This window comes from Pseudomonas sp. RGM 3321 (assembly GCF_022836805.1).
Lineage (GTDB): Bacteria > Pseudomonadota > Gammaproteobacteria > Pseudomonadales > Pseudomonadaceae > Aquipseudomonas.
On record NZ_JALHBH010000119.1, the window covers coordinates 25,497 to 48,110 of the forward strand.

The window sequence follows — 22,614 nt, forward strand, 5'->3', positions numbered from 1 at the left end:
ACAATGATTATCTATGGTGTTGCACTACTGGCTATCTGCACGCTCGCGGGCGTGATTCTCGGTGACATGCTCGGCGTTCTGCTGGGCGTGAAATCCAATGTGGGTGGGGTCGGGATCGCCATGATCCTGTTGATCTGCGCACGCCTGTGGATGCAGAAACACGGCGGCATGACCAAGGACTGCGAAATGGGCGTGGGCTTCTGGGGCGCGTTGTACATACCGGTGGTGGTGGCGATGGCCGCGCAACAAAACGTTGTGACCGCACTCAAGGGCGGGCCGGTCGCGGTATTGGCCGCTGTCGGCTCGGTGGTGCTCTGCGCCTGCACCATCGCATTGATCAGTCGCACCAATCGTGGCGAGCCTTTACCCAAGGAAGAACCGCTGCTGACGCCTGTGATCAAGCCTGAAATCACCCCGGCTGGAGGTCGCTGATATGTGGGACCTCATCGAGAAAGGACTTGAACACAACGGCCTGATCACCGCATTTGCCTTCGTCGGTATCATCATGTGGGTCTCGGTGGTGCTTTCAAGGCGCCTGACCTTCGGCCGGGTGCATGGCTCGGCCATCGCGATTGTCATCGGATTGATTCTGGCCTGGGTCGGCGGCACGTTGACCGGCGGCCAGAAAGGGCTCGCCGACATGGCGCTGTTCTCAGGCATCGGCCTGATGGGTGGGGCAATGCTGCGTGACTTCGCCATCGTGGCGACTGCCTTTGAAGTGCAGGCCACCGAAGCACGCAAGGCCGGGCTGATCGGAGCAATCGCCTTGCTGTTGGGCACGATTCTGCCGTTTATCGTGGGCGCGAGCATTGCCTGGGTGTTTGGCTACCGCGATGCAATCAGCATGACCACCATTGGCGCGGGTGCCGTGACTTACATCGTCGGTCCGGTGACCGGTGCTGCGTTGGGTGCGACCTCTGACGTGATGGCCCTGTCGATTGCCACCGGCCTGATCAAGGCGATTCTGGTGATGGTCGGTACGCCCATGGCAGCGCGCTGGATGGGCCTGGACAACCCGCGTTCGGCGATGGTCTTCGGTGGTCTGGCGGGTACTGTCAGCGGCGTTACCGCAGGGCTGGCCGCAACAGACCGGCGTCTGGTGCCTTACGGCGCGCTGACCGCCACGTTTCATACCGGGCTGGGTTGTCTGCTGGGGCCGTCGGTGCTGTATTTCATCGTGCGTGCAATCGTCGGTTAGTCCCTTCGATCAGGTCGCCTGCTCAAGCAGGCGATTCGCATACATCCGGCACTCGGCCAGCAGCGCGAGCAGGTTGGGATCGCGCTGCCTGGACTTCAGGAAAACCATGCCGATGTGTTGCTGCATCCGGTAGCGGCTTTGCAACGGAATCAGCCGCACGCGGTTTTCATACACCGCCGCAATGCGCCCCGGCAGCAGCGCATAGCCGACGCCGGAACTGACCATGCTCAGCAGGGTGAAGATGTCATTGACCTGCATCGCCACTTTGGGCTCGAACCCGGCCTGCTGAAACACCCGTATACCATCGCGATGAGTGGCAAAGCCTTGGGTGAGGGTGATGAATGTCGCTTCACGCAGGTCGCTGAGATCCACCTCGCTGTGCTCGGCAAACGGCGAGTCGGTGGGCACAGCCAGGAAGATATCGTCGGAAAACAGCGCCAGGTGCTCGCAGTCCGGGTCATGTGTGCTGTCATCCAGCGACACCAGCATGGCGTCGACTTCCATGTTCTTGAGCTTGTACAGCAGGTCCATGTTCGAGCCCAGAATCAGGTCGATATTCAGCTCGCTGCGGCGGATTTTCAGGCCCATGATCAACTGCGGAACCGTCTTGACGGTCAGTGAATACAAGGCCCCAAGGCGGAAGCGCGCCGCCGAAAAGCCTGCCGCCTGACGGGTCAGCTCTACTGTGGCGAGCACATCCTGCACCAGCTTCTGCGCTCGCTCTTCCAGCACATACGCGCTTTCCAGCGGCGTAAGGTTGCGGCCTTCGTGCCTGAACAGCGGGCAACGCAGGGCGCTTTCCAGCGAGTGAATGGCGCGGTGCACGCTGACGTTGCTGGTCTGCAACTCCTCCGCCGCCCGCGCCAGATTGCCGGTGCGCATGAAAGCCAGGAATATTTCCAGTTTCTTGAGCGTCAGTTCGTCATCGATCTGCATGTCGTGGCGCTGTTTATTGATGTGCGCTGATTGTGCACAAGTCGTGCGCCGATAGCTGCTTAAAATATCCGCCACTTACATAGGGTGTTGCGGTTTGTTTCAATAACCGCGAGCCTCTGCTCCCAGTGTTTTGTCACAAGAGGGTATTGAGCGGATGTATTACGGAGAAAAATTCAACGCCTGGTCCCACCTGGTGGGCGCAGTGCTGGCAGGTGTCGGCGCAATCTGGCTATTGGTGATGGCGAGTCTGCACGGCGATGTCTGGAAAGTGGTCAGTATTGCGATCTATGGCGCCTGTCTGGTCACGCTGTACAGCGTTTCGACGATCTACCACAGCGTCAAGGGCCGCTCGAAATCGATCATGCAGAAGGTCGATCACTTTTCGATCTACCTGATGATTGCGGGCAGCTACACGCCGTTCTGTCTTGTGACATTGCGCGGCGTGTGGGGCTGGACCCTGTTCGGTATCGTCTGGGGACTGGCGCTGATCGGCATTGTGCAGGAGATAAAACCCCGTTCCGAAGCGCGAATCATGTCCATCGTGATCTACGCCGTGATGGGCTGGATCGTCCTCGTGGCGGTCAAACCACTGATTGCTGCGCTCGGCCTGGCGGGCTTCATCTGGCTGGCCGGCGGCGGCGTGCTGTACACCGTCGGCATTCTGTTCTTCGCCTACGACCAGATCCGCCACTTTCACGGCATCTGGCACCTGTTCGTCATTGCCGGCAGTTTGATGCACTTTGTGGCGATCTGTTTTTATGTGCTGTGAGGAGGGGCGGTCGGGACCTGACTCTCGTTACCACACTCCAGCGCTCTGCGTTATACGCAAGTCTGCTTCTGGCTCTGGCCGAATGCCGTAGGAGCTACCGGGACGGCGATCCGCATTGTTTGCGAAAGGGCCAGTATATTCGTCGAAAATGCATCGCCTGAATTACTGTCTTCGCGAACAAGTTCGCTCCTACGCCCTCCGGGCAGAAGCCCATCAGGACTTGTGTATAACGCTGAACGCTGGAGCGTGGGGAAGATCATCAGCAGTCAGAAATCGCCCCACAACTGCTGCGCCACGCTGAGCGCGACCACCGGGGCGGTTTCAGTGCGCAGAACGCGCGGGCCGAGGCGCGCGGCGTGGAAGCCGGCGGCTTGCGCCTGATCGACTTCTGCATCGTTCAAGCCGCCTTCCGGACCAATCAGGAAGGCCAGGCTGGCGGGCTTGTCATGGCTGGTCAGCGGCTCGGCCACCGGGTGCAGCACCAGTTTCAGGTCGGCCTCGGTATGCTTGATCCACTCTGCCAGTGGCATCGGCGGATGAATCACCGGCACCACCGAGCGACCGCACTGCTCGCAGGCGCTGATTGCGATCTGTTGCCAATGCGCCTGGCGCTTCTCGGCGCGTTCGTCCTTGAGCCGCACTTCACAGCGCTCGCTGACAATCGGGGTAATTTCGCTGACGCCCAGCTCGGTGGCCTTCTGAATAGCCCAGTCCATGCGTTCGCCACGCGACAAGCCCTGGCCCAGGTGGATGTGCAGGCCTGACTCGACCTGCCCGGCAAAGCTTTCGGTCAGTTGCACATGCACGCGCTTCTTGCCGACTTCCAGCAAGGTGCCGCGAAACTCCTGGCCCGATCCGTCGAACAGTTGCAGCGCGTCACCTTCGGTCATGCGCAGCACGCGGCTGATGTAATGCGCCTGGGCCTCAGGCAGTTCGTGCTCGCCCAGACTCAGCGGCGTTTCAGTAAAAAAGCGCGACAGTCTCATGGTGTGTCTCGGTTCTGGTGTTCATTCTGTGAGGGTGCCGTCACCCGGATCGCTACCGCATATGCAGCCAGGCCCCTGTACGAGCGGACTTGTCCGCGAAGGCGTCAGTCATGACGCCGCAGTTTTCAGCCTCAACCCGGATCGCGAAAGTCCGGATGAAAGTTCTCGCGCACGGCAACACTGACACTGCTGCGTGTAGCGATATCAATGCCCTCGGTGGCCACCTCGGCCAGAAAGTCGATCTGCTCCGGGGTAATCACATACGGCGGCAGAAAATACACCACACTGCCCAGTGGCCGCAGCAATGCACCGCGCTCAAGGGCATGCTGAAAGACCTTCATGCCACGCCGTTCCTGCCACGGGTAGGCGGTCTTGGTGGCCTTGTCCTGAACCATTTCGATGGCGATGGCCATGCCGGTCTGACGCACTTCCGCGACGTGCGGATGATCCACCAGATGCGCAGTGGCCGTCGCCATGCGTTGCGCCAGGGCCTTGTTGTTTTCGATAACGTTGTCCTGCTCGAAGATATCCAGTGTCGCCAGCGCTGCCGCACAGGCCAGCGGGTTACCGGTGTAACTGTGCGAGTGCAGAAACGCACGCAGGGTCGGGTAGTCGTCGTAGAACGCGTCGTACACATCGTCGGTGGTCAGGCAGGCGGCCAGCGGCAGGTAGCCACCGGTCAGCGCCTTGGACAGGCACAGGAAATCCGGGCGGATACCCGCTTGTTCACAGGCGAACATGGTCCCGGTACGGCCGAAACCGACAGCGATTTCGTCGTGGATCAGGTGTACGCCGTAGCGGTCGCAGGCTTCGCGCAGCAGCTTGAGGTAGACCGGGTGATACATGCGCATGCCGCCCGCGCCCTGAATCAGCGGCTCGACGATCACCGCTGCAACGCTGGCGTGGTGGTCGGCGAGGGTCTGTTCCATGGCGGCGAACATGTTGCGCGAATGCTCTTCCCAGCTCATGCCGTCCGGGCGGTGATAGCAGTCGGGGCTCGGTACCTTGATGGTGTCGAGCAGCAGCGCCTTGTAGGTTTCGGTAAACAGCGGCACATCGCCCACCGACATCGCCGCCATGGTCTCGCCGTGGTAGCTGTTGGTCAGGGTGACGAAGCGCTTCTTGTCCGGCTGGCCGCGATTGAGCCAGTAGTGAAAACTCATCTTCAGCGCGACTTCAATGCACGATGAGCCATTGTCGGCGTAGAAGCAGCGGTTCAGGCCCTCGGGCGTGAGTTTGACCAGCCGTTCGGACAGCTCGATGACCGGCTGGTGACTGAAACCGGCAAGAATCACATGCTCCAGCTGGTCGACCTGATCCTTGATGCGCTGGTTGATGCGTGGGTTGGCGTGCCCGAAAACGTTGACCCACCAGGAACTGACCGCGTCCAGATAACGCTTGCCTTCGAAGTCTTCAAGCCATACGCCTTCACCGCGCTTGATCGGTATCAATGGCAGATTTTCGTGGTCTTTCATCTGGGTGCAGGGGTGCCACAGGACCTTCAGGTCACGTTGCATCCACTGGTCATTGAGGCCCATTTTCAATCTCCGGGTAGCGACTCGCCTGATGCGAGGACGAACAATCGCGCAAGCCTATGCAATGCCCGGCTACGGAACAACCTTTGATGCAGTTTTAACGGCTGATGGACATTGCTGGCGGCTATTTGATGGCTCGCGTATCCTGCGCAGCAAGTCGATGTGCCGGGCTGACTTGCCCAATCTTCCCTATGTTTTCTGGAGTTCGCCGAATGCTTTCTGGGTGGCTGCGCGCCTGTGCGCTGATAGTGGCAGGGTTGGTCAGCGTTTCGACGCTCGCCGATGAAAAACAACGAACGGCCATTGTCGTCGGTGGTGGTCTGGCAGGCTTGACCGCTGCCTATGAACTGCAGGCCAAAGGCTGGCAGGTGACGCTGCTGGAAGCCAGGCCCAGCCTGGGCGGACGTTCCGGTCTGGCGACCAGCGAGTGGATCGGCAACACCAAGGCTCAGCCAGTGCTGAACCGCTACCTGGACAGCTTCAAGCTGCCTACCGTGCCCGCGCCTGAGTTTGTGCGCACGCCCAGCTACCTGATCGACGGTGTGTACTTCACCCAGGCTGACCTGGCCGTCAAACAGCCAGCGACCGCCGAAGCCATCAAGCGTTACAACGACACGCTGGATAACCTCGCGCGCTCGGTTGACGACCCGGAAAACCCTGCGTCCAACAGCACCTTGTTCGCGCTGGATCAGATCAACGTCGCCAACTGGCTGGACCGCCTGAACCTGCCGGCCACGGCGCGCCAGTTGATCAACCAGCAGATCCGTACCCGCTACGACGAGCCTTCGCGCCTGTCGCTGCTGTACCTTGCCCAGCAATCGCGGGTTTATCGCTCGGTCGACGAGCGTGACTTGCGCGCTGCGCGCCTGCCCGGTGGCAGTGCGGTGCTGACCCAGGCGTTCGTCAAGCAGCTCAAGACCGTCAAGACCAACTCGCCGGTGACGGCAGTCGTCCAGGAAAAGGACAAGGTCACCGTCAAGGCTGGCGCAACCAGCTACACCGCAGATTACGTGGTCATGGCCGTACCGCTGCGCTCGCTGGGCAAGATCCAGATGACGCCTGCACTGGACGCTCAGCACATGGGCGCGATCAAGAGCACCAACTACGGCTGGCGCGACCAGATCATGCTCAAGTTCAAGACCCCGGTCTGGGACAGCAAGGCGCGCATGTCCGGTGAAGTGTTCAGTAACACCGGTCTGGGCATGCTGTGGGTAGAGCCCGCGCTCAAGGGCGGCGCCAATGTGGTGATCAACCTGTCCGGCGACAACGCACGCATCATGCAAGCCTTCGGCGACAAGCAGATGGTCGATCAGGTGCTGATCCGTCTGCATGCGTTCTACCCTGAAGCACGCGGTGCCTACACCGGCTACGAAATCCGCCGTTACAGCGTCGACCCGTCCACCGGTGGTTCCTACCTGGCATTCGGTCCCGGCCAGATCAGTAAATACTGGCGTCTGTGGGAGCGGCCGATTCTGCGCGTAGCCTTTGCTGGCGAACACACCGACACCTTGTACCCCGGTACTCTGGAAGGTGCCTTGCGCAGCGGTCAGCGTGCGGCTGGTCAGGTCCAGGATCTGGCGGCTGGCAAGTCGTTCGAACCGGTCAAGATTGCACCGCCGAAAGCGCCGGCCCCGGCTTCGCAGAAGTCCGAAGGCAATTTCTTCAGCAACCTGTTCGGTGGTTCGTCCGACAAACCGGCCGAACCTGCCAAGCCGCAGGCCGACAAGCCAGGCTTCTTCTCGCGCATGTTTGGTGGTGGTGAAGAACCAGCTCCGGCACCTGCTCCGGTAGAGAAGGCTGTAGAGCCTGCTCCTGCTCCAGCGCCTGCACCGGCTGTTGCTCCGGCGCCCGTGGTTGCACCGGTTGTCCAGCCTGCCAAGCCGCCGGTAAAAGCCGAGCCTGCGAAGAAACCGGCGACCAAGGCTGAACCGGCGAAAAAGCCGCAGAGCAAGGAAGCCGCCAAAAAAGAAGCGGCGAAGAAAGAAGCTGCAAAAAAAGAAGCAGCGAAAAAGGCTCAGAGCAAACCGGCTCCAGCCAAGACCCCTGCTGACGCAGCGCCTGCAGACGCCAACAACTGACCAGCCGATGGCTGACTGAAAGGGATGCGGTTCATACCGCATCCCTTTTTTTATGCACGCTCGATTCGTTCTATCCCTGTGGGTGACCTTGTCGGGCCTCAGCGTGCCGTTCATCGGCATCGAAACGCCGATGGTCATTGCAAAGTATTACTGACGGCAAATTATCGAGATGCTGCTGCAGCGAGGACAGCCTGAGATGCTGTAAAGCCTGTCAGGTGTTGGTGTAACCCGCAGAACCGGCGTACGAAACGTCCAACAGACCTATCGTATTGTTCGATACGTCCGAGCAAAATTTTGCGCTTTCATTCGATAGATAAAAAGCTAGTCTGGTAACACTTCTGACAAGGTACTGGTAATGCAGCTACGTAATTCATCCTCTCGCTACGGTCTGGTCAGCGTGGTGCTGCACTGGGGTGTGGCTGCTGTCGTGTTTGGTATGTTCGCGCTGGGGCTGTGGATGGTCGGGCTGGATTACTACGATACGTGGCGCAAGGCGGGCCCTGATCTGCACAAGAGCATCGGCATCACGTTGTTTGCAGTCATGTTGATCCGTGTGGTCTGGCGCCTGCTCAGTCCGCCGCCACCGCCGTTGACCAGCTACAGTAAGTTGACGCGCATCGGTGCCGCATTCGGCCATCTGTTTTTGTACGTCGCACTGTTTGCCGTGATGTTCGCCGGGTATCTCATTTCCACCGCCGATGGTGTGGGGATTCCGATATTCGGCCTGTTCGATGTGCCCGCGCTGGTTTCGGGTCTTCCGGATCAGGCAGAAACGGCTGGCTGGATTCACCTGTATCTGGCCTGGGTCATCGTGATATTCGCGGGGCTCCACGGTCTTGCAGCATTGAAACACCACTTCATCGATCGCGATGTGACCCTCAAGCGTATGCTGGGTCGTAATTGATTGTTCAACCAAAACGGGAATAAAAGCATGTTGAAGAAGTCTCTCGCCGCTCTGGCTCTGGGTACCGCATTGTTGTCTGCTGGCCAGGCCATGGCTGCCGACTACGTTATCGACAAGGAAGGTCAACACGCATTCGTTGACTTCAAGATCAGTCACCTGGGCTACAGCTTCATCCACGGTACCTTCAAGGACTGGGACGGCACGTTCAGCTTTGATGCTGCCAAGCCTGAGGCCAGCAAAATCAATGTCGAGCTGAAAACTGCCAGCCTGTTCACCAACCACGCCGAGCGTGACAAGCACATCTCCAGCAAGGATTTCCTGGACGTTGCCAAATACCCGGAAGCCAAATTCGTTTCCACCGCAGTCAAATCGACTGGCGAAAAAACGGCTGACGTCACTGGCGACCTGACCCTGCACGGCGTGACCAAGCCAATCGTCATCAAGGCAACCTTCAACGGCGAAGGCAAGGATCCATGGGGCGGCTACCGTGCCGGCTTCAACGGTACTTCGACGCTGAACCTGAACGACTTCGGCATCAAGGGCCCCGGCCCGACGTCTCAGACGCTGGACCTGGACATCACCTTCGAAGGCGTACAGAAGAAGTAAGAGCACGCCTGATCGACAAAACGCCGACCTTAGGGTCGGCGTTTTTGTTGGTGCGATGAAACTTCCTGAGGTGACTATCGTGCCAATGCTCCGCGTTGGCATGCATTTCGTGACGCTTTGCGTCACAGATCGGCGCTGCACTACCGTCTCAAGATCGGACGCAGAGCGTCCAAGGCTGCGCTATCACGCGGAGCGTGGGAGCGATGAATAAAGCGTTTTTTTATCACTATGGCACTGACGACGCAGATTGCGACCTTAGTGACGGCTGAGTCCTGACGCTGATCCGGGGGATGCTCGGCAGGACGCCGAGCAAGCCGCACCGGGCCATGGATGGCCCGTTGCGGCGGGCCCCCGGATCAGTGACAGGGCGAAGGAACCCGACGAAGTCGGGCCGGAAACAGGAGCGAGGGGGTTTGCCTACTTTGGCCCCATCAAAGTAGGTCGCCGAGGGGCGAAAAGGGGGCTCGAGCCTGGAACATATTTAACTGATTTCGCAGAACCCTTGTGTGACGCGGAGCGCCACAAAGAGGACGCAGAGCGTCCAGAACTGCGCTACCACGCGGAGCGTGGGAGCAATGATCAACATCCTCCAGGCACAACAAACAAAAACGCCCCGAACAGGTCGGGGCGTTTTTAGTGTTGCGTGGCTGTCAGCTGTCAGCTGTCAGCTGTCGCGGTTGCGGGTCAGCAGGGCCGGTTTTTCACCGCGTGGGCGGCTTGGCAGCTGGTCCAGCTGCTCGGCAGACGGGAAGCGGTCGATCTTGGATTCCTTGTGCACGATCTTTGGCTGAGGCTGGCCGTCGCGCGGGGCACGCACGGCTGGCTCCTGACCTTCACGCGGCAAGGGCTGGTCTTCACGTGCCGGGCGGCGGCCGCGCGGCTGGCCATCACGCGAACGCGGTGCCGACGAACCCGAACCGTTGCGCTTTGGCGCACCAGTGCCGGAACCGTTACGAGCGCCGCCCGCAGGTCGACCCGGGTTGGTTGGGCGAGCTGCGCCGCCAGCAGCCGGTGCTGCACCGGGTGCTGCAGCAGGACGACGACCACGGTTCTGGCCTTTGCCCTGATAAGGGCTGACGTAGTCAGCACGATTGCCGAAGTTGTCTACTTCATCGTCGCGGAACTCGTCCGGCGCACGATCAGCCGCCGGACGCGGTATGGATGGCTGCGATGCACGCTGTTCGCTGCGAGGCGTGCCCTCACGAGGTTTTTTTTCGCGTGGCTGCCTTGCAGGGCGTTCGCCAGTGGCGGCTGCAGCGGCAGGTTTTTCCTTGCCTTTGTCCTTGCCCTTGTCGCGACGACCGCCGTTGTTCTTGTCGCCGGCAGGACGTGCACCACGAGAGTTGCGAACATCCGGACGCTCACGCACTTCCGGTTTTTCAGCCTCGACTGCGGTGATGTCGAAGCCCATCAGGTCGCCATCGGCGATCTTCTGTTTAGTCATGCGCTCAATGCTTTTGAGCAGCTTCTCTTCGTCCGGCGCAACCAGGGAAATGGCTTCGCCCGAACGACCGGCCCGGCCGGTACGGCCGATACGGTGAACGTAGTCTTCATCAACGTTTGGCAGCTCGAAGTTGACGACATGCGGCAACTGATCGATATCCAGGCCGCGTGCGGCGATATCGGTCGCGACCATGATGCGTACGTCACCTGCCTTGAAGTCGGCCAGTGCCTTGGTACGGGCGTTCTGGCTCTTGTTTCCGTGGATCGCGACAGCCGCAAGGCCGTGCTTGTCCAGGTACTCGGCCAGACGGTTGGCGCCGTGCTTGGTGCGGGTGAAGACCAGCACCTGTTCCCAGGCGCCGACAGTGATCAAATGCGCCAGTAGCGAACGCTTGTGGTTGGCGGCAAGGCGGAAAACCCGTTGCTCGATACGCTCGACCGTGGTGTTCGGCGGCGTGACTTCGATGCGCTCGGGATTGTGCAGCAGCTTGCCAGCCAACGACGTGATGTCATTGGAGAAGGTCGCCGAGAACAGCAGGTTCTGACGCTTGGCCGGCAGCCGCGCGAGGACCTTTTTCACGTCATGGACGAAGCCCATGTCGAGCATCCGGTCTGCTTCATCGAGCACCAGAATTTCAACGTGGGACAAATCGACACTGCCTTGACCGGCCAGGTCGAGCAGGCGGCCGGGGCAGGCTACCAGTACGTCCACACCACGGGACATGGCCTGAACCTGCGGGTTCATGCCGACGCCGCCGAAGATGCAGGCGCTGACGAACTTCAGGTCGCGGGCATAGAGCTTGAAGCTCTCGTGCACTTGTGCGGCCAGTTCGCGGGTGGGGGTCAGGACCAGAACGCGCGGTTGACGCGGGCCGTGACGCTGGGATTTGTCCGGAACACCATTGGGAAACAGCCGCTCCAGAATAGGGAGGGCGAAACCGCCGGTTTTACCAGTACCGGTCTGTGCCGCAACCATCAGGTCGCGACCTTGCAACACGGCGGGAATGGCCCGCTGTTGCACTGGGGTAGGCTGGGTATAGCCCGCTGCCTCGATGGCGCGGACTAAAGCCTCGGAGAGACCGAGGGAAGCAAAGGACATGAGTAATCCTGTTCTGTTGGAGCTTAAGCTCAAGGGATGTCTTGCCTGGCGCGAATGGCGTGTAAAGACAACGCGATCCCGTCCGGTCCTGCCGGGTCTTCAGTGCATCTCGTAACGTCTGCGCTTGATGAAAATTGCGCTGTTGGCGTGAACGAGTGACGATTGCAAGACCGGGCCTCCGGGCGTAAGCCTGGCGGGAAGGCTGGAGTATAACAGAGCGAACGCAATACGCCGCTTTCCTGCTGCCCAACGGTGTATCAGGCCGCGATCTCCGGGGAATAGCCCGACAGATCGCGGCTTTACAGCGGTATCAGCGTGACAATTGCAGGTTATTCCACACCGCCAGGCTCGGTTCTGCCTGGTTCAGGGTGTAGAAGTGCAGGCCAGGGGCGCCGCCTTGCAGCAGTCGTTCACACATCTGCGTGATGACTTCTTCGCCAAACGCCTGAATGCTTTGCACGTCATCGCCATAGGCTTCCAGCTGTTTGCGGATCCAGCGCGGGATTTCCGCACCGCACGCATCCGAAAAGCGTGCGAGCTTGCTGTAGTTGGTGATCGGCATGATGCCCGGCACGATCGGAATGCTTACGCCCAGCTTTTCAACGCGCTCGACGAACTTGAAATAACTGTCGGCATTGAAAAAATACTGGGTGATCGCACTGTCGGCACCGGCGTTGGCCTTGGTGACGAAATGCTTCAGGTCATCCTCGAAATTACGCGCCTGAGGGTGCATTTCCGGGTAGGCGGCGACTTCGATGTGAAAGTGGCTACCGGTTTCTTCACGGATGAATTTCACCAGGTCATTGGCGTGACGCAGCTCTCCGCTTGCCATACCCATGCCGGAAGGCAGGTCGCCGCGCAGGGCCACGATGCGTTTGATACCCGCATCCTTGTAATGAGCCAGCAGGCTGCGCAAATCTTCCTTGCTGTCGCCAACGCACGACAAGTGCGGTGCGGCAGGCACTTTTACTTCGTTCTCCAGCTGCAGCACGGTATTAAGCGTGCGGTCGCGGGTAGAACCACCGGCACCGTAAGTGCAGGAGAAAAAATCGGGGTTGTACGTAGCGAGCTGACGAGCAACGGTCAGCAGCTTTTCATGTCCAGCGTCGGTCTTGGTAGGAAAGAACTCGAAGCTGAAGCGGCGATCTTGAGACATGGAGCCGATCTCGTCGTAGGAGCGAACTTGTTCGCGAAAAGGCCGGAACGACCTTCAGATACTGAACATCACCGGCGTAGCGAGTGCTGCCGGTGATGGCTGATTACGCTCGGTCCGCCTCTGCAGGAGAAGTGGGTCGAACCTGCTCAATCAGTAGCGATAAGCGTGCGGCTTGAACGGACCTTCGACGGTCACGCCGATGTAATCGGCCTGGGTCTTGGTCAGCTTGGTCACAACGCCGCCGAAGCCGCGGACCATTTCCAGGGCTACTTCTTCGTCAAGCTTCTTGGGCAATACTTCAACGGTCAGACGCTCTGCCTTTTTGGCGGGAGCCAGGTCAGCGTACTTCTGCTCGAAGAGGAAGATCTGCGCCAGAACCTGGTTGGCGAACGAGCCGTCCATGATGCGGCTTGGGTGGCCAGTGGCGTTACCCAGGTTGACCAGACGGCCTTCGGCCAGCAGGATCAGGTAGTCGTCGTTCTGTGCGTCGAACGAGCCTGGGCCGGTACGATGGATCTTGTGAACCTGTGGCTTCACTTCTTCCCATGCCCAGTTCTTGCGCATGAAAGCGGTGTCGATTTCGTTGTCAAAGTGACCGATGTTGCACACCACAGCACGCTTTTTCAGCGCCTTGAGCATGTTGGAGTCGCAAACGTTGACGTTACCGGTGGTGGTCACGATCAGGTCGATCTTGCCCAGCAGAGCCTTGTCGATGCTTGCCTCGGTGCCATCGTTTTCGCCGTCGATGAACGGGGAGACCAGCTCGAAACCGTCCATGCAGGCCTGCATGGCGCAGATCGGGTCGACTTCGGTCACTTTGACGATCATGCCTTCCTGACGCAGCGACTGAGCCGAGCCCTTGCCCACGTCACCGTAGCCGATCACCAGCGCCTGCTTGCCGGACAGCAAGTGGTCGGTGCCGCGCTTGATGGCGTCGTTCAGGCTGTGACGGCAGCCGTACTTGTTGTCGTTCTTGCTCTTGGTCACCGAGTCGTTGACGTTGATGGCCGGGATTTTCAGCTCGCCCTTGGCCAGCATGTCCAGCAGGCGGTGCACGCCGGTGGTGGTTTCTTCCGTGACGCCGTGGATCTTGTCCAGCATTGCCGGGTATTTTTTGTGGATGATCTCGGTCAGGTCGCCGCCGTCGTCGAGGATCATGTTGGCGTCCCATGGCTGGCCATCCTTGAGGATGGTCTGCTCGATGCACCACTCGTATTCTTCTTCGGTTTCGCCTTTCCAGGCGAACACAGGAATACCGGCAGCAGCGATGGCCGCAGCAGCCTGGTCCTGAGTCGAGAAAATGTTGCACGACGACCAGCGAACTTCGGCACCCAGGGCAACCAGGGTTTCGATCAGCACGGCGGTCTGAATGGTCATGTGGATGCAGCCGAGAATTTTCGCGCCCTTGAGCGGCTGGTCACCGGCGTATTTGCGACGCAGACCCATCAGGGCAGGCATTTCGGATTCGGCGATGATGGTTTCGCGGCGACCCCAGGCGGCCAGGGAAATATCGGCAACCTTGTAGTCATTGAATTCTGCGGGCGTGATTACAGCACTCATTGAGAGTCTCCATTCCATAAAAATGCGAATGGGCGCCGTTGTGCGTTTAAGGTTTGCCGGTCGAGGATCGTCCTGGCAAACAACGCCCCATCCGAGCCTGACAGGGAAAACCTGCTGCAGCGCCCCTCGGACAGGTGGCGGGAACGGTATCAAGCGTGGATGACCGTTTTGAAACGTTGGGCAGTATAGCTGCGCTCGCGATTCTTCCCAAGGCTTTCTGTCGGTTTAAAGGCCATGCAATTGCCATCTGCCCGTAATCGGGTCTATGCACAGTTGCTATGACGCAGGCATGGGCGTGGGCCGCTGGCTCTGCCATCATGCACGTCTCTACCGGCCAGACGCTCAGGAGTGAACATGAATTTCCATACCCGCAAGTGGGTCAAGCCCGAAGACCTCAATCCCAACGGCACATTGTTCGGCGGTAGCCTGCTGCGCTGGATCGATGAAGAAGCGGCGATCTACGCGATTGTCCAGTTGGGTAATCAGCGGGTGGTGACCAAGTACATCTCGGAAATCAACTTCGTCAGCGCCTCGCGTCAGGGCGACATCATCGAGCTGGGTATCACCGCCACGGAATTCGGCCGCACCTCGATCACCCTTAAATGCCAGGTGCGCAACAAGATCACCCGCAAGAGCATTCTGACGGTCGAGAAGATCGTCTTCGTCAACCTCGACGAAGACGGCCAGCCCGTGCCACATGGTCGTACTGAAATCCGCTATATAAAGGACCAGTTCGACGTAGAAGACTGACGCTCAGGTCGCTGAGGATCGGACGCGGAGCATGGGCACGACAGTTACAGAATGATCGTTCCTCACGCTCCGCGTGGGAATGCCTTTCATGACGCTCCGCGTCATCCATAAAAGCAGGGTTCAGCCCTTGGCCTGCAACTCGCGCAACCACGCCAGACCTTCGCTGGTATCGCCTTTCGGGCGATATTCGCAACCGATCCAGCCGCTGTAGCCCAGTTCGTCGATGACGTTGAACAGGTGCTCGTAGTTCAGTTCGCCAAGGTCCGGCTCGTTGCGATCCGGCACCCCGGCGATCTGGATGTGGCCGATGCCTGCAAAGTCACGACGCAGCTTGGTCGTCAGGTCGCCTTCGACGATCTGGCAGTGGTAGCAGTCGAACTGCACTTTCAGGTTGTCGGCGCCCACCAACTTACAGATCTCCTGCGCCTGATCCTGACGGTTGAGGAAGAAGCCCGGCATGTCGCGGGTGTTGATCGGCTCGATCAGGATCGTGACGCCTGCGCTCTTGGCTTGCTCAGCCGCGAACGCCAGGTTCTCCAGATAGACCGCCTGATGACGCTCACGCAACCCTTCGTTAGGCAGCAGACCGGCCATGACATGCACACGGTCATTGCCCAGCACCTGCGCATATTCCAGTGCCCGCTCGATACCGCTGCGAAATTCCGCTTCACGGCCCGGCAGCGTGGCGATGCCTCGCTCGCACGCATCCCAGTCGCCGGGCGGGGCGTTGAACAGCGCCTGCACCAGACCGTTGTCGCTCAGGCGCTGCTTGAGTTCCTGAGGGCTATAGGCGTAGGGGAACAGGTACTCGACCGCGCCGAAACCATCGGCAGCGGCTGCGGCAAAGCGCTCAAGAAAATCATGCTGCGGGTACAGCATGCTGAGGTTGGCGGCAAAACGAGGCATGTTAACTCCAGTCTTCAAAGGGTCAGACGAATGGCCAAAGCAGCAGGGTGATCACGAAGCCCAGTGTGCCGAGCAGCGTGACCAGTACGGTCCAGGTGCGCAAGCCGTCGGCGACGTTGAGGCCCGCCAGTTTGGTGAACATCCAGTAACCGGCATCGTTGATGTGCGACATGGCCAGACCGCCACCGCCCATGGCCAGACACAGCAGGGCCAGGTGGTTGGCGCTCAGGTCCAGCGTGGCGATCAGCGGGCTGAGAATGCCTGCAGTGGTCACCAGTGCAACGGTGGTCGAGCCCTGAACAGCGCGCAGCAGCAGGGTCAGCAGGAAGCCCAGCGCGAGTACCGGCAGACCAGTGTTACGCAGCGCCTCGGAGACCACCGCACCAATGCCGGTGTCGACCAGCACCTTGCCGAACACGCCACCGGCACCGGCAATCAGAATCACCATTGCCACACCGGGCAAGGCCGAGCCGATCACATCGGACACCTGGGTACGGCTCCAGCCACGACGCGAGCCCAGCAGCCAGGCGCACAACAGGGTATCGATCAGCAGCGCAACCAGAGGCGCGCCAAGCACGGTCAGCACTGCACGCAGCGTGGACGTTGCAGGCAGCATGGTGGTGGCCAGCGTGCCCATCAGAATCAGCACGATCGGCAGCAGGATCAGCGCGATGATCAGTCCGAAACCCGGTGCGGGCGCGGGTGGCAGTTTGCTCGCCAGGCTGCTGGCGCTTTCTTCGGCACCCATAGTTCGGGTTTCGGTCGCTTCGCGCACAGCGGAATAATCGTTGCGGGCCCAGGCTTCCAGGTCTTCGTTGGTGACGTGCGGGCCATAGACTTCGGCGCGGATGTCATCGGTCATCGGGTAGGTCTTGCGGGTCATGCGGCCCGCGACGAAGTAGCCGATCATGCACAGCACGGCAACGATCGGAATACCCAGCATCAGCACCCGGCCCAGGTCCGCGCCCAACTGGCTGGCGGCGGCAACAGCGCCAGGGTGCGGCGGCAGAAACGCATGCACGGCGAGCAGTGCGGCGCACATCGGCAGGGCGAAAATCAGCAGCGGCTTGCGTGCCGCCCGTGCCACGCCGTATGCCAACGGCATCAGGATGATCACGCCGACTTCGAAGAACACGGGAATACCGACCATGAAGCCTGCAACGGTCAGCGCCAGCGGCGTGCGCTTGTTGCCGAAGCGGTTGATCAGGGTCCGGGCCAGCGCTTCTGCGCCGCCCGACAGCTCGATGATGCGTCCGATCATCGCGCCCAAAGCGATGATGATCGCGATGTGGCCGAGGGTCTTGCCCATGCCGCCTTCAATGGTGGCAACCAGGTCGGCCGGTTTAACACCGGCGACCAGCGCCACGAGGATGCTGACCAGCATCAGGGCAACAAAAGGCTGGAATTTATACTTGAGCACCAGAAACAACAGCAGTGCGATGCCCGCACCGGCCACGACCATCAACATGAGCGGCGTCATGCCCGTGCACTCCGGTCGATGGTGGTAAAGAGGAACAACGAAACAGCGGGATAGGGGTGAGTCATGCTCTCGATTCCTGTTGTTATTGTTTTTCGGCCGAGAGGCGCAGTGCGCCCCTCGATTAATGTGTGTCCGTTACCACTTCGCGCCGAACACCTGACGCAGTTCCTCAAGCGCCGCCGGGTCCAGCGGCGCAGGTTTGGGATTGCTCATCAGCCACAGACGCGCTGTTTCTTCCAGCTCTTCCAGGGCGTAGCAGGCCTTGGCCACCGAACTTTCCCAGACCACCGGGCCGAGCCGCTCGAGCATCACGCCGCGCACGCTGTTGGCCAGTTCCGCCACGCGCTCGGCGACTTTCGGCGAACCCGGACGCTGGTAAGGGATCAGCGGGATATGTCCGACCTTCATGACCTGATATGGCGTCAGCGGCGGTAAAATGTCGTCTTCGCGCCATACGCCGGCCAGGGTCAGCGCCACCAGATGCGTCGAGTGGGTGTGCACCACGCCGCCGACTTCAGGGTTGCGGTCGTAGACTTCGCGGTGCAGGGCCAGGGTCTTGGACGGCTTGCTACCGGATACCCATTCACCGGCCAGATTGACCTTGGCGATATCCGCCGGGTCCATGCGGCCCAGGCAAGCGTCGGTCGGGGTGATCAGCCAGCCATCGTCGAGCCGCGCGCTGATGTTGCCCGCGCTGCCCACCGTGTAGCCGCGGCCATACAACAGCCTGCCGACGTCGCAGATTTCCTGACGCAGGGCGTTTTCATCGATCATCAGGCTGCCCCCGCCAGTTGCTTGAGGGCTTTGGCGAAGAAGTCGCGAGCGCCGAAATTACCGGACTTGAGCGCCAGTGCCAGCGGTTGCGCGCCGCTGCTGACCGTGGCCGGAACGCCCGGATCGATCTGTGCGCCTATCTGCAACAGTTGAACGCCCAGCGCCTGAACCACCGCACCGGAGGTTTCGCCACCGGCGACTACGAAACGGCGCACACCAGCGTTCAGCAGCCCTTTGGCGATCTCACCCAAAGCGGCTTCGACCATGGCACCGGAGCGTTCAACACCCAGCTCTTTCTGCACGGCTTTGACTTCATCCGGAGTGCTGGTGGCGTAGATCAACACGGTTTGCCCGGCGTCTCTGGCAAATGCCAGCGCCTGCTCGACCACCGGCTTGCCTGCGGCCAGATCCAGCGGGTTGATGCGCAGCGCAGGGCGATTGTCTTCCAGCCAGGCCGCGACCTGGCCATTGGTGGCAACCGAAGCGCTGCCCGCCAACACCACTTCGCCGCCGCTGATAGCGATCTGTTTGGCTGCATCAATGTCACGCAGCTTGCCCGCTTTGCGGAAGTTGCCCGGCAAGCCCAATGCCAGCCCCGAGCCGCCGGTCAGCAGTGGCAGGTCAGCGCAGGCTGTGCCCAGTGTGTACAGGTCCGCGTCCGACAGGGCGTCGGCAATTGCCATGCTCACGCCCTCGGCGCGCAGTTCGGCAATCTTGCTGCGCACGCTATCCACACCGTTGGCGACTGTGTCATAGCGCAGCAAGCCGACTTTGCCGGTGGTCTGCGCTTGTAGCACGCGCACCAGATTGGCATCGGTCATCGGCGTCAGTGGGTGGTTCTGCATGCCCGATTCGCTGAGCAACTGGTCCTGTACGAACAGGTGGCCGCGGAAAATCGTGCGGCCGTTTTCCGGGAAGGCCGGGCAGGCTAGGGTGAAGTCGCTGTCCAGTTGTTTCAGCAGTGCTTCACTCACCTGACCGATATTGCCAGCGGCGGTCGAATCGAAGGTCGAGCAATATTTGAAGAAGATCTGCTCGCAACCGCGCTCGCGCAGCCATTCCAGCGCGGCGAGGGATTCAGCCACCGCGTCGGCGCTTGGCGTGGTGCGCGATTTCAGGGCGATGACAATCGCGTCGGCGTCCAGACCGGCAGCCATTTCGGCGCTGGGGATGCCGATGCTCTGCACAGTGCGCATACCGCCGCGCACCAGCATGTTGGCAAGGTCGGTCGCGCCGGTGAAGTCATCGGCAATGCAGCCCAGCAGAGGGCGAGCGTTGTTCAGGCTCATCAGTCGCTCCTCAGGCTTTTTCTGGCTTGGCTTTCGGCAATTCGATGCCCGGGAAAATCTTGATCACTGCCGAGTCATCCTCGCGGCCGAAACCGGCGCTGGAGGCCTGCATGAACATCTGGTGTGCGGTGGCCGACAGCGGCAGCGGGAATTTGCTGCTGCGTGCGGTATCCAGCACCAGGCCGAGGTCCTTGACGAAGATATCCACAGCCGACAGCGGCGTGTAATCGGCGTTGAGGATGTGCGGCACGCGGTTCTCGAACATCCACGAGTTACCGGCACTGTTGGTGATCACTTCGTACAGCGCGTCAGCATCGACACCTTCACGCAGACCGAGGGCCATGGCTTCGGCGCTGGTTGCAATGTGCACGCCGGCCAGCAACTGGTTGATGATTTTGACTTTCGAGCCCAGCCCGTGGACGTCGCCCAGGCGGTAGACCTTGCCGGCCATGCCATTGAGGATGGCTTCGGCCTTGGCGTAAGACTCGGCGGGGCCGGAAGTCATCATGGTCATCTGGCCAGCGGCGGCCTTGGCGGCGCCGCCGGAGATCGGTGCGTCGAGGTACAGCAGGTTCTGTGCGGCCAGACGCTCGCCAAGTTCGACGGCGAAGGTCGGCGCAACGGTGGCGCAACCGATGACCAGACTGCCCGGACGCAGCGCCGCGACCGCACCGTTTTCACCAAACAGGACGGTTTCGGTCTGCTCGGCATTGACCACGACGGTAATGATCACGTCGCAGGCAGCGGCCATGCTGGCGGGGGATTGGCAGGCAACGCCGCCTTCCTGGGCAAACGCTTCGGTCACGCTGCTGCGCACATCACAGGCATGCACAGTGAAGCCGCTACGCAGCAATGAACGGGCAATGCCCAGACCCATCGCACCCAGGCCGATAACGCCAACGTTTTTGTTGGTCATGCAGTAATCCTCAAAGTCAGTGCCGATGCCTGTGTCGCTGGCATTCGAGCGTTATTGTTCTGATCTGTGAATCGGATAGTGAATCAATGAGTAAATAATGTGAAGTATTTTTATTTTTCACAAAAATTAACATCGATAGACTTTTTCCATCGCCCACAAAAAAGCCCCTGACCGGGGCTTGATTGATGTGAGCCGATATTCTGCGCGTTGCGCAGCCTTTCAATGGGTCAGAACTTCGGCACTGGCGCGCTGGTGGCGTTTCTCAAAGAACCGCTTTCCTGACGCACGACTTCTTTGGGCTTGTAGGCGCAATAACCTGGGCGCGGTCCGACTTTCGGGTGGTTGCGGCAGGTGTCCGGGCGCTTGTCGTAAATGGTGCACAGGCGGCTTTTACGGTCCAGATACAGGCAGTCGTTGTTGCTCATGCGCTGCAAGGTGAAGATCTCGGACTTCTGGTTGTAGCGCTCGACGATGCCTTCTTTCTGCAGACGCTTGGCGATGTTCTTGGCCGGGTCGCCGCGTTCGAACTCATCGACGATGCCGATGCGGATCAGGTCCTTGATCTTCACTTCTACCGGCAGCGTGCAGCAACTGGACACGCAGCCCCCGCACATGTGGCTGGAGTATTTGGCCCAGGTGTCGATGCGATCGAGTTCTGCGGCGGCGATCAAGGTGGGTTTCATTTTATTTCAGAATTCCGGGTGTATCGGGGCGCGCGATCATACCGGTCCGCGGTCATTTGCAGTAAGTAAAAATTGCCGAGGCGACTGTCGGTCAGTCAGGGCGGGGCGTAATCGGTGGGGATGCGCATGCCTGCCGAGCGCATTCGGTCAGCAGGCATGGCGTAAAGGGCGAACTCAGGACTTGAGCTTGTCGTCAGCTCTGAACATGCTGCGGATGCCGCGCACGGCCTGGCGGATGCGGTCCTGGTTCTCGATCAGAGCGAAGCGCACATGATCGTCGCCGTACTCACCGAAACCGATGCCCGGCGAGACACAGACCTTGGCTTCGGCCAGCAGCTTCTTGGCGAACTCCAGCGAGCCCAGATGCGCGTAGGCTTCGGGAATCTTTGCCCAGACGTACATCGACGCCTTGGGGTTTTCGACCATCCAGCCCAGTTCGTGCAAGCCTTTGACCAGCACGTTGCGGCGCTGCCGATACTGTTCGGCGATGTCGAGTACGCATTGCTGATCGCCTTCCAGCGCGGCAATGGCCGCCACCTGCAGCGGTGTGAAGGTGCCGTAGTCGTGGTAACTCTTGATCCGCGCCAGTGCGTTCACCAGCTCCGGGTTGCCGACCATGAAACCGATCCGCCAGCCCGCCATGTTGTAGCTTTTGGACAGGGTGAAGAACTCGACAGCAATGTCCTTGGCACCCGGCACCTGCATGATCGACGGGGCTTTCCAGCCGTCGTAGACAATGTCAGCGTACGCCAGGTCATGCACCACCAGCACGTCGTACTGCTTGGCCAGCGCCACCACGCGCTCGAAGAAATCCAGCTCCACGCACTGCGCGGTCGGGTTCGACGGGAAGCCCAGAATCATCATTTTCGGCTTGGGAATCGAGCCGCGAATGGCTTTTTCCAGCTCGTCGAAGAAGTCCACGCCAGGCACCAGCGGCACCGATCGCACCTGGGCGCCGGCAATCACGGCACCGTAGATGTGGATCGGGTAACTGGGGTTGGGCACCAGCACCGTGTCACCCTGGTCCAGCGTGGCGAGCATCAGGTGGGCCAGGCCTTCCTTGGAACCAATGGTCACGATCGCTTCGCTTTCAGGGTCGATGTCGACCTCGTAGCGCTTCTTGTACCAGTTGGAAATCGCCCGACGCAGGCGTGGAATGCCGCGCGAGGTGGAGTAGCCGTGGGTGTCTTCGCGCTGGGCGACGGTGATCAGTTTTTCGACAATGTGCGGCGGTGTGGCCCCGTCGGGGTTGCCCATGCTCAGGTCGATAATGTCTTCACCACGACGACGCGCGGCCATTTTCAGCTCGGCGGTGATGTTGAACACATAAGGGGGGAGTCGATCTATGCGCGCAAAGCGGCGCGGCGAACCGTGGTCAGCCATGAGTATCTCGCAAACGTAAGCGCCCGGAACCGTCCGAGCGACGTGGCCACATGAGGCGGCCTGCCGAGGAGGATAAATTCCCTGATAGCATTTTGTCCATCGGGATTTGCAGCGCGGCACCGATGGCGATATTCGGACCCCACCAAACCACCCGGCGGTGTAG

General features: G+C 60.3%; 20 protein-coding genes and 1 riboswitch. Of the genes, 7 read left to right on the top strand and 13 right to left on the bottom strand.

Annotation, left to right across the window (positions count from 1 at the left end):
* The first annotated feature begins 3 nt into the window (after window positions 1-3).
* Together madL and madM are read left to right on the top strand one after the other, a co-directional pair.
* A complete protein-coding gene (gene madL / locus RGM3321_RS22895) occupies window positions 4-432 on the top strand; it encodes a malonate transporter subunit MadL (RefSeq protein WP_244394951.1) in 429 nt (142 codons plus the stop codon).
* A 1-nt stretch (window position 433) separates the two neighbouring features.
* Window positions 434-1,198: a malonate transporter subunit MadM gene (gene madM, locus RGM3321_RS22900; protein ID WP_244394952.1), complete on the top strand. Its 765-nt coding sequence runs from the start codon at window positions 434-436 to the stop codon at window positions 1,196-1,198.
* Window positions 1,199-1,207: 9 nt separating this feature from the next.
* Here madM and RGM3321_RS22905 read toward each other — a convergent pair whose 3' ends face one another.
* The gene (locus tag RGM3321_RS22905; protein ID WP_244394953.1) at window positions 1,208-2,134 is read right to left on the bottom strand and encodes a LysR substrate-binding domain-containing protein; all 927 of its coding nucleotides are present in this window, start codon (window positions 2,132-2,134) and stop codon (window positions 1,208-1,210) included.
* 154 nt (window positions 2,135-2,288) lie between these two features.
* On the opposite strand from RGM3321_RS22905, the gene RGM3321_RS22910 reads away from it, so the two are divergent.
* Window positions 2,289-2,903, top strand: coding sequence for a hemolysin III family protein (locus RGM3321_RS22910; protein ID WP_244394954.1), 615 nt, complete (start codon window positions 2,289-2,291; stop codon window positions 2,901-2,903).
* A 266-nt stretch (window positions 2,904-3,169) separates the two neighbouring features.
* Here RGM3321_RS22910 and RGM3321_RS22915 read toward each other — a convergent pair whose 3' ends face one another.
* Window positions 3,170-3,889 carry a 16S rRNA (uracil(1498)-N(3))-methyltransferase gene (locus tag RGM3321_RS22915; RefSeq protein ID WP_244394955.1) on the bottom strand — a complete coding sequence of 240 codons (720 nt, stop codon included), beginning with the start codon at window positions 3,887-3,889 and terminating at the stop codon, window positions 3,170-3,172.
* 131 nt (window positions 3,890-4,020) lie between these two features.
* Window positions 4,021-5,427, bottom strand: coding sequence for an adenosylmethionine--8-amino-7-oxononanoate transaminase (locus RGM3321_RS22920; RefSeq protein WP_244394956.1), 1,407 nt, complete (start codon window positions 5,425-5,427; stop codon window positions 4,021-4,023).
* 209 nt (window positions 5,428-5,636) lie between these two features.
* On the opposite strand from RGM3321_RS22920, the gene RGM3321_RS22925 reads away from it, so the two are divergent.
* The 3 genes from RGM3321_RS22925 (at window position 5,637) to RGM3321_RS22935 (ending at window position 9,012) form a co-directional block, all read left to right on the top strand.
* Window positions 5,637-7,502: a flavin monoamine oxidase family protein gene (locus tag RGM3321_RS22925; RefSeq protein ID WP_244394957.1), complete on the top strand. Its 1,866-nt coding sequence runs from the start codon at window positions 5,637-5,639 to the stop codon at window positions 7,500-7,502.
* Window positions 7,503-7,857: 355 nt separating this feature from the next.
* Window positions 7,858-8,406 carry a cytochrome b gene (locus RGM3321_RS22930; protein ID WP_244394958.1) on the top strand — a complete coding sequence of 183 codons (549 nt, stop codon included), beginning with the start codon at window positions 7,858-7,860 and terminating at the stop codon, window positions 8,404-8,406.
* A 27-nt stretch (window positions 8,407-8,433) separates the two neighbouring features.
* Window positions 8,434-9,012, top strand: coding sequence for a YceI family protein (locus tag RGM3321_RS22935; protein ID WP_003378759.1), 579 nt, complete (start codon window positions 8,434-8,436; stop codon window positions 9,010-9,012).
* Between the two features lie 664 nt (window positions 9,013-9,676).
* Here the strand turns inward: RGM3321_RS22935 and RGM3321_RS22940 are convergent.
* The 3 genes from RGM3321_RS22940 to ahcY form a co-directional block, all read right to left on the bottom strand.
* A complete protein-coding gene (locus RGM3321_RS22940; protein WP_244394959.1) occupies window positions 9,677-11,554 on the bottom strand; it encodes a DEAD/DEAH box helicase in 1,878 nt (625 codons plus the stop codon).
* A gap of 310 nt (window positions 11,555-11,864) precedes the next feature.
* Window positions 11,865-12,710, bottom strand: coding sequence for a methylenetetrahydrofolate reductase [NAD(P)H] (gene metF, locus RGM3321_RS22945; RefSeq protein ID WP_244394960.1), 846 nt, complete (start codon window positions 12,708-12,710; stop codon window positions 11,865-11,867).
* A 150-nt stretch (window positions 12,711-12,860) separates the two neighbouring features.
* The gene (gene ahcY / locus RGM3321_RS22950; protein ID WP_002551710.1) at window positions 12,861-14,270 is read right to left on the bottom strand and encodes an adenosylhomocysteinase; all 1,410 of its coding nucleotides are present in this window, start codon (window positions 14,268-14,270) and stop codon (window positions 12,861-12,863) included.
* Window positions 14,271-14,293: 23 nt separating this feature from the next.
* A riboswitch (S-adenosyl-L-homocysteine riboswitch) is annotated at window positions 14,294-14,404 on the bottom strand.
* Window positions 14,405-14,624: 220 nt separating this feature from the next.
* On the opposite strand from ahcY, the gene RGM3321_RS22955 reads away from it, so the two are divergent.
* Window positions 14,625-15,020, top strand: a complete 396-nt coding sequence (locus RGM3321_RS22955) for a hotdog domain-containing protein (RefSeq protein ID WP_003404521.1) — start codon at window positions 14,625-14,627, stop codon at window positions 15,018-15,020.
* A 120-nt stretch (window positions 15,021-15,140) separates the two neighbouring features.
* On the opposite strand, the gene otnI is transcribed toward RGM3321_RS22955, so the two are convergent.
* The 7 genes from otnI to alaC all read right to left on the bottom strand — a co-directional run bounded on the left by otnI (window position 15,141) and on the right by alaC (window position 22,451).
* Window positions 15,141-15,926 carry a 2-oxo-tetronate isomerase gene (otnI, locus tag RGM3321_RS22960; protein ID WP_244394961.1) on the bottom strand — a complete coding sequence of 262 codons (786 nt, stop codon included), beginning with the start codon at window positions 15,924-15,926 and terminating at the stop codon, window positions 15,141-15,143.
* A 22-nt stretch (window positions 15,927-15,948) separates the two neighbouring features.
* Window positions 15,949-17,406, bottom strand: a complete 1,458-nt coding sequence (locus RGM3321_RS22965; RefSeq protein WP_244394962.1) for an SLC13 family permease — start codon at window positions 17,404-17,406, stop codon at window positions 15,949-15,951.
* A 135-nt stretch (window positions 17,407-17,541) separates the two neighbouring features.
* The gene (locus RGM3321_RS22970) at window positions 17,542-18,180 is read right to left on the bottom strand and encodes an aldolase (protein ID WP_244394963.1); all 639 of its coding nucleotides are present in this window, start codon (window positions 18,178-18,180) and stop codon (window positions 17,542-17,544) included.
* Window positions 18,180-19,469: a 3-oxo-tetronate kinase gene (gene otnK, locus RGM3321_RS22975; RefSeq protein ID WP_244394964.1), complete on the bottom strand. Its 1,290-nt coding sequence runs from the start codon at window positions 19,467-19,469 to the stop codon at window positions 18,180-18,182. The genes RGM3321_RS22970 and otnK overlap by 1 nt, the downstream gene beginning before the upstream one ends.
* A 10-nt stretch (window positions 19,470-19,479) precedes the next feature.
* Complete coding sequence (gene ltnD / locus RGM3321_RS22980; RefSeq protein ID WP_244394965.1) at window positions 19,480-20,385, bottom strand: L-threonate dehydrogenase; 906 nt, start codon at window positions 20,383-20,385, stop codon at window positions 19,480-19,482.
* Window positions 20,386-20,612: 227 nt separating this feature from the next.
* Window positions 20,613-21,068 carry a YkgJ family cysteine cluster protein gene (locus RGM3321_RS22985; RefSeq protein WP_002551717.1) on the bottom strand — a complete coding sequence of 152 codons (456 nt, stop codon included), beginning with the start codon at window positions 21,066-21,068 and terminating at the stop codon, window positions 20,613-20,615.
* Between the two features lie 174 nt (window positions 21,069-21,242).
* Window positions 21,243-22,451, bottom strand: a complete 1,209-nt coding sequence (gene alaC / locus RGM3321_RS22990; protein ID WP_244394966.1) for an alanine transaminase — start codon at window positions 22,449-22,451, stop codon at window positions 21,243-21,245.
* Window positions 22,452-22,614: the final 163 nt, after the last annotated feature.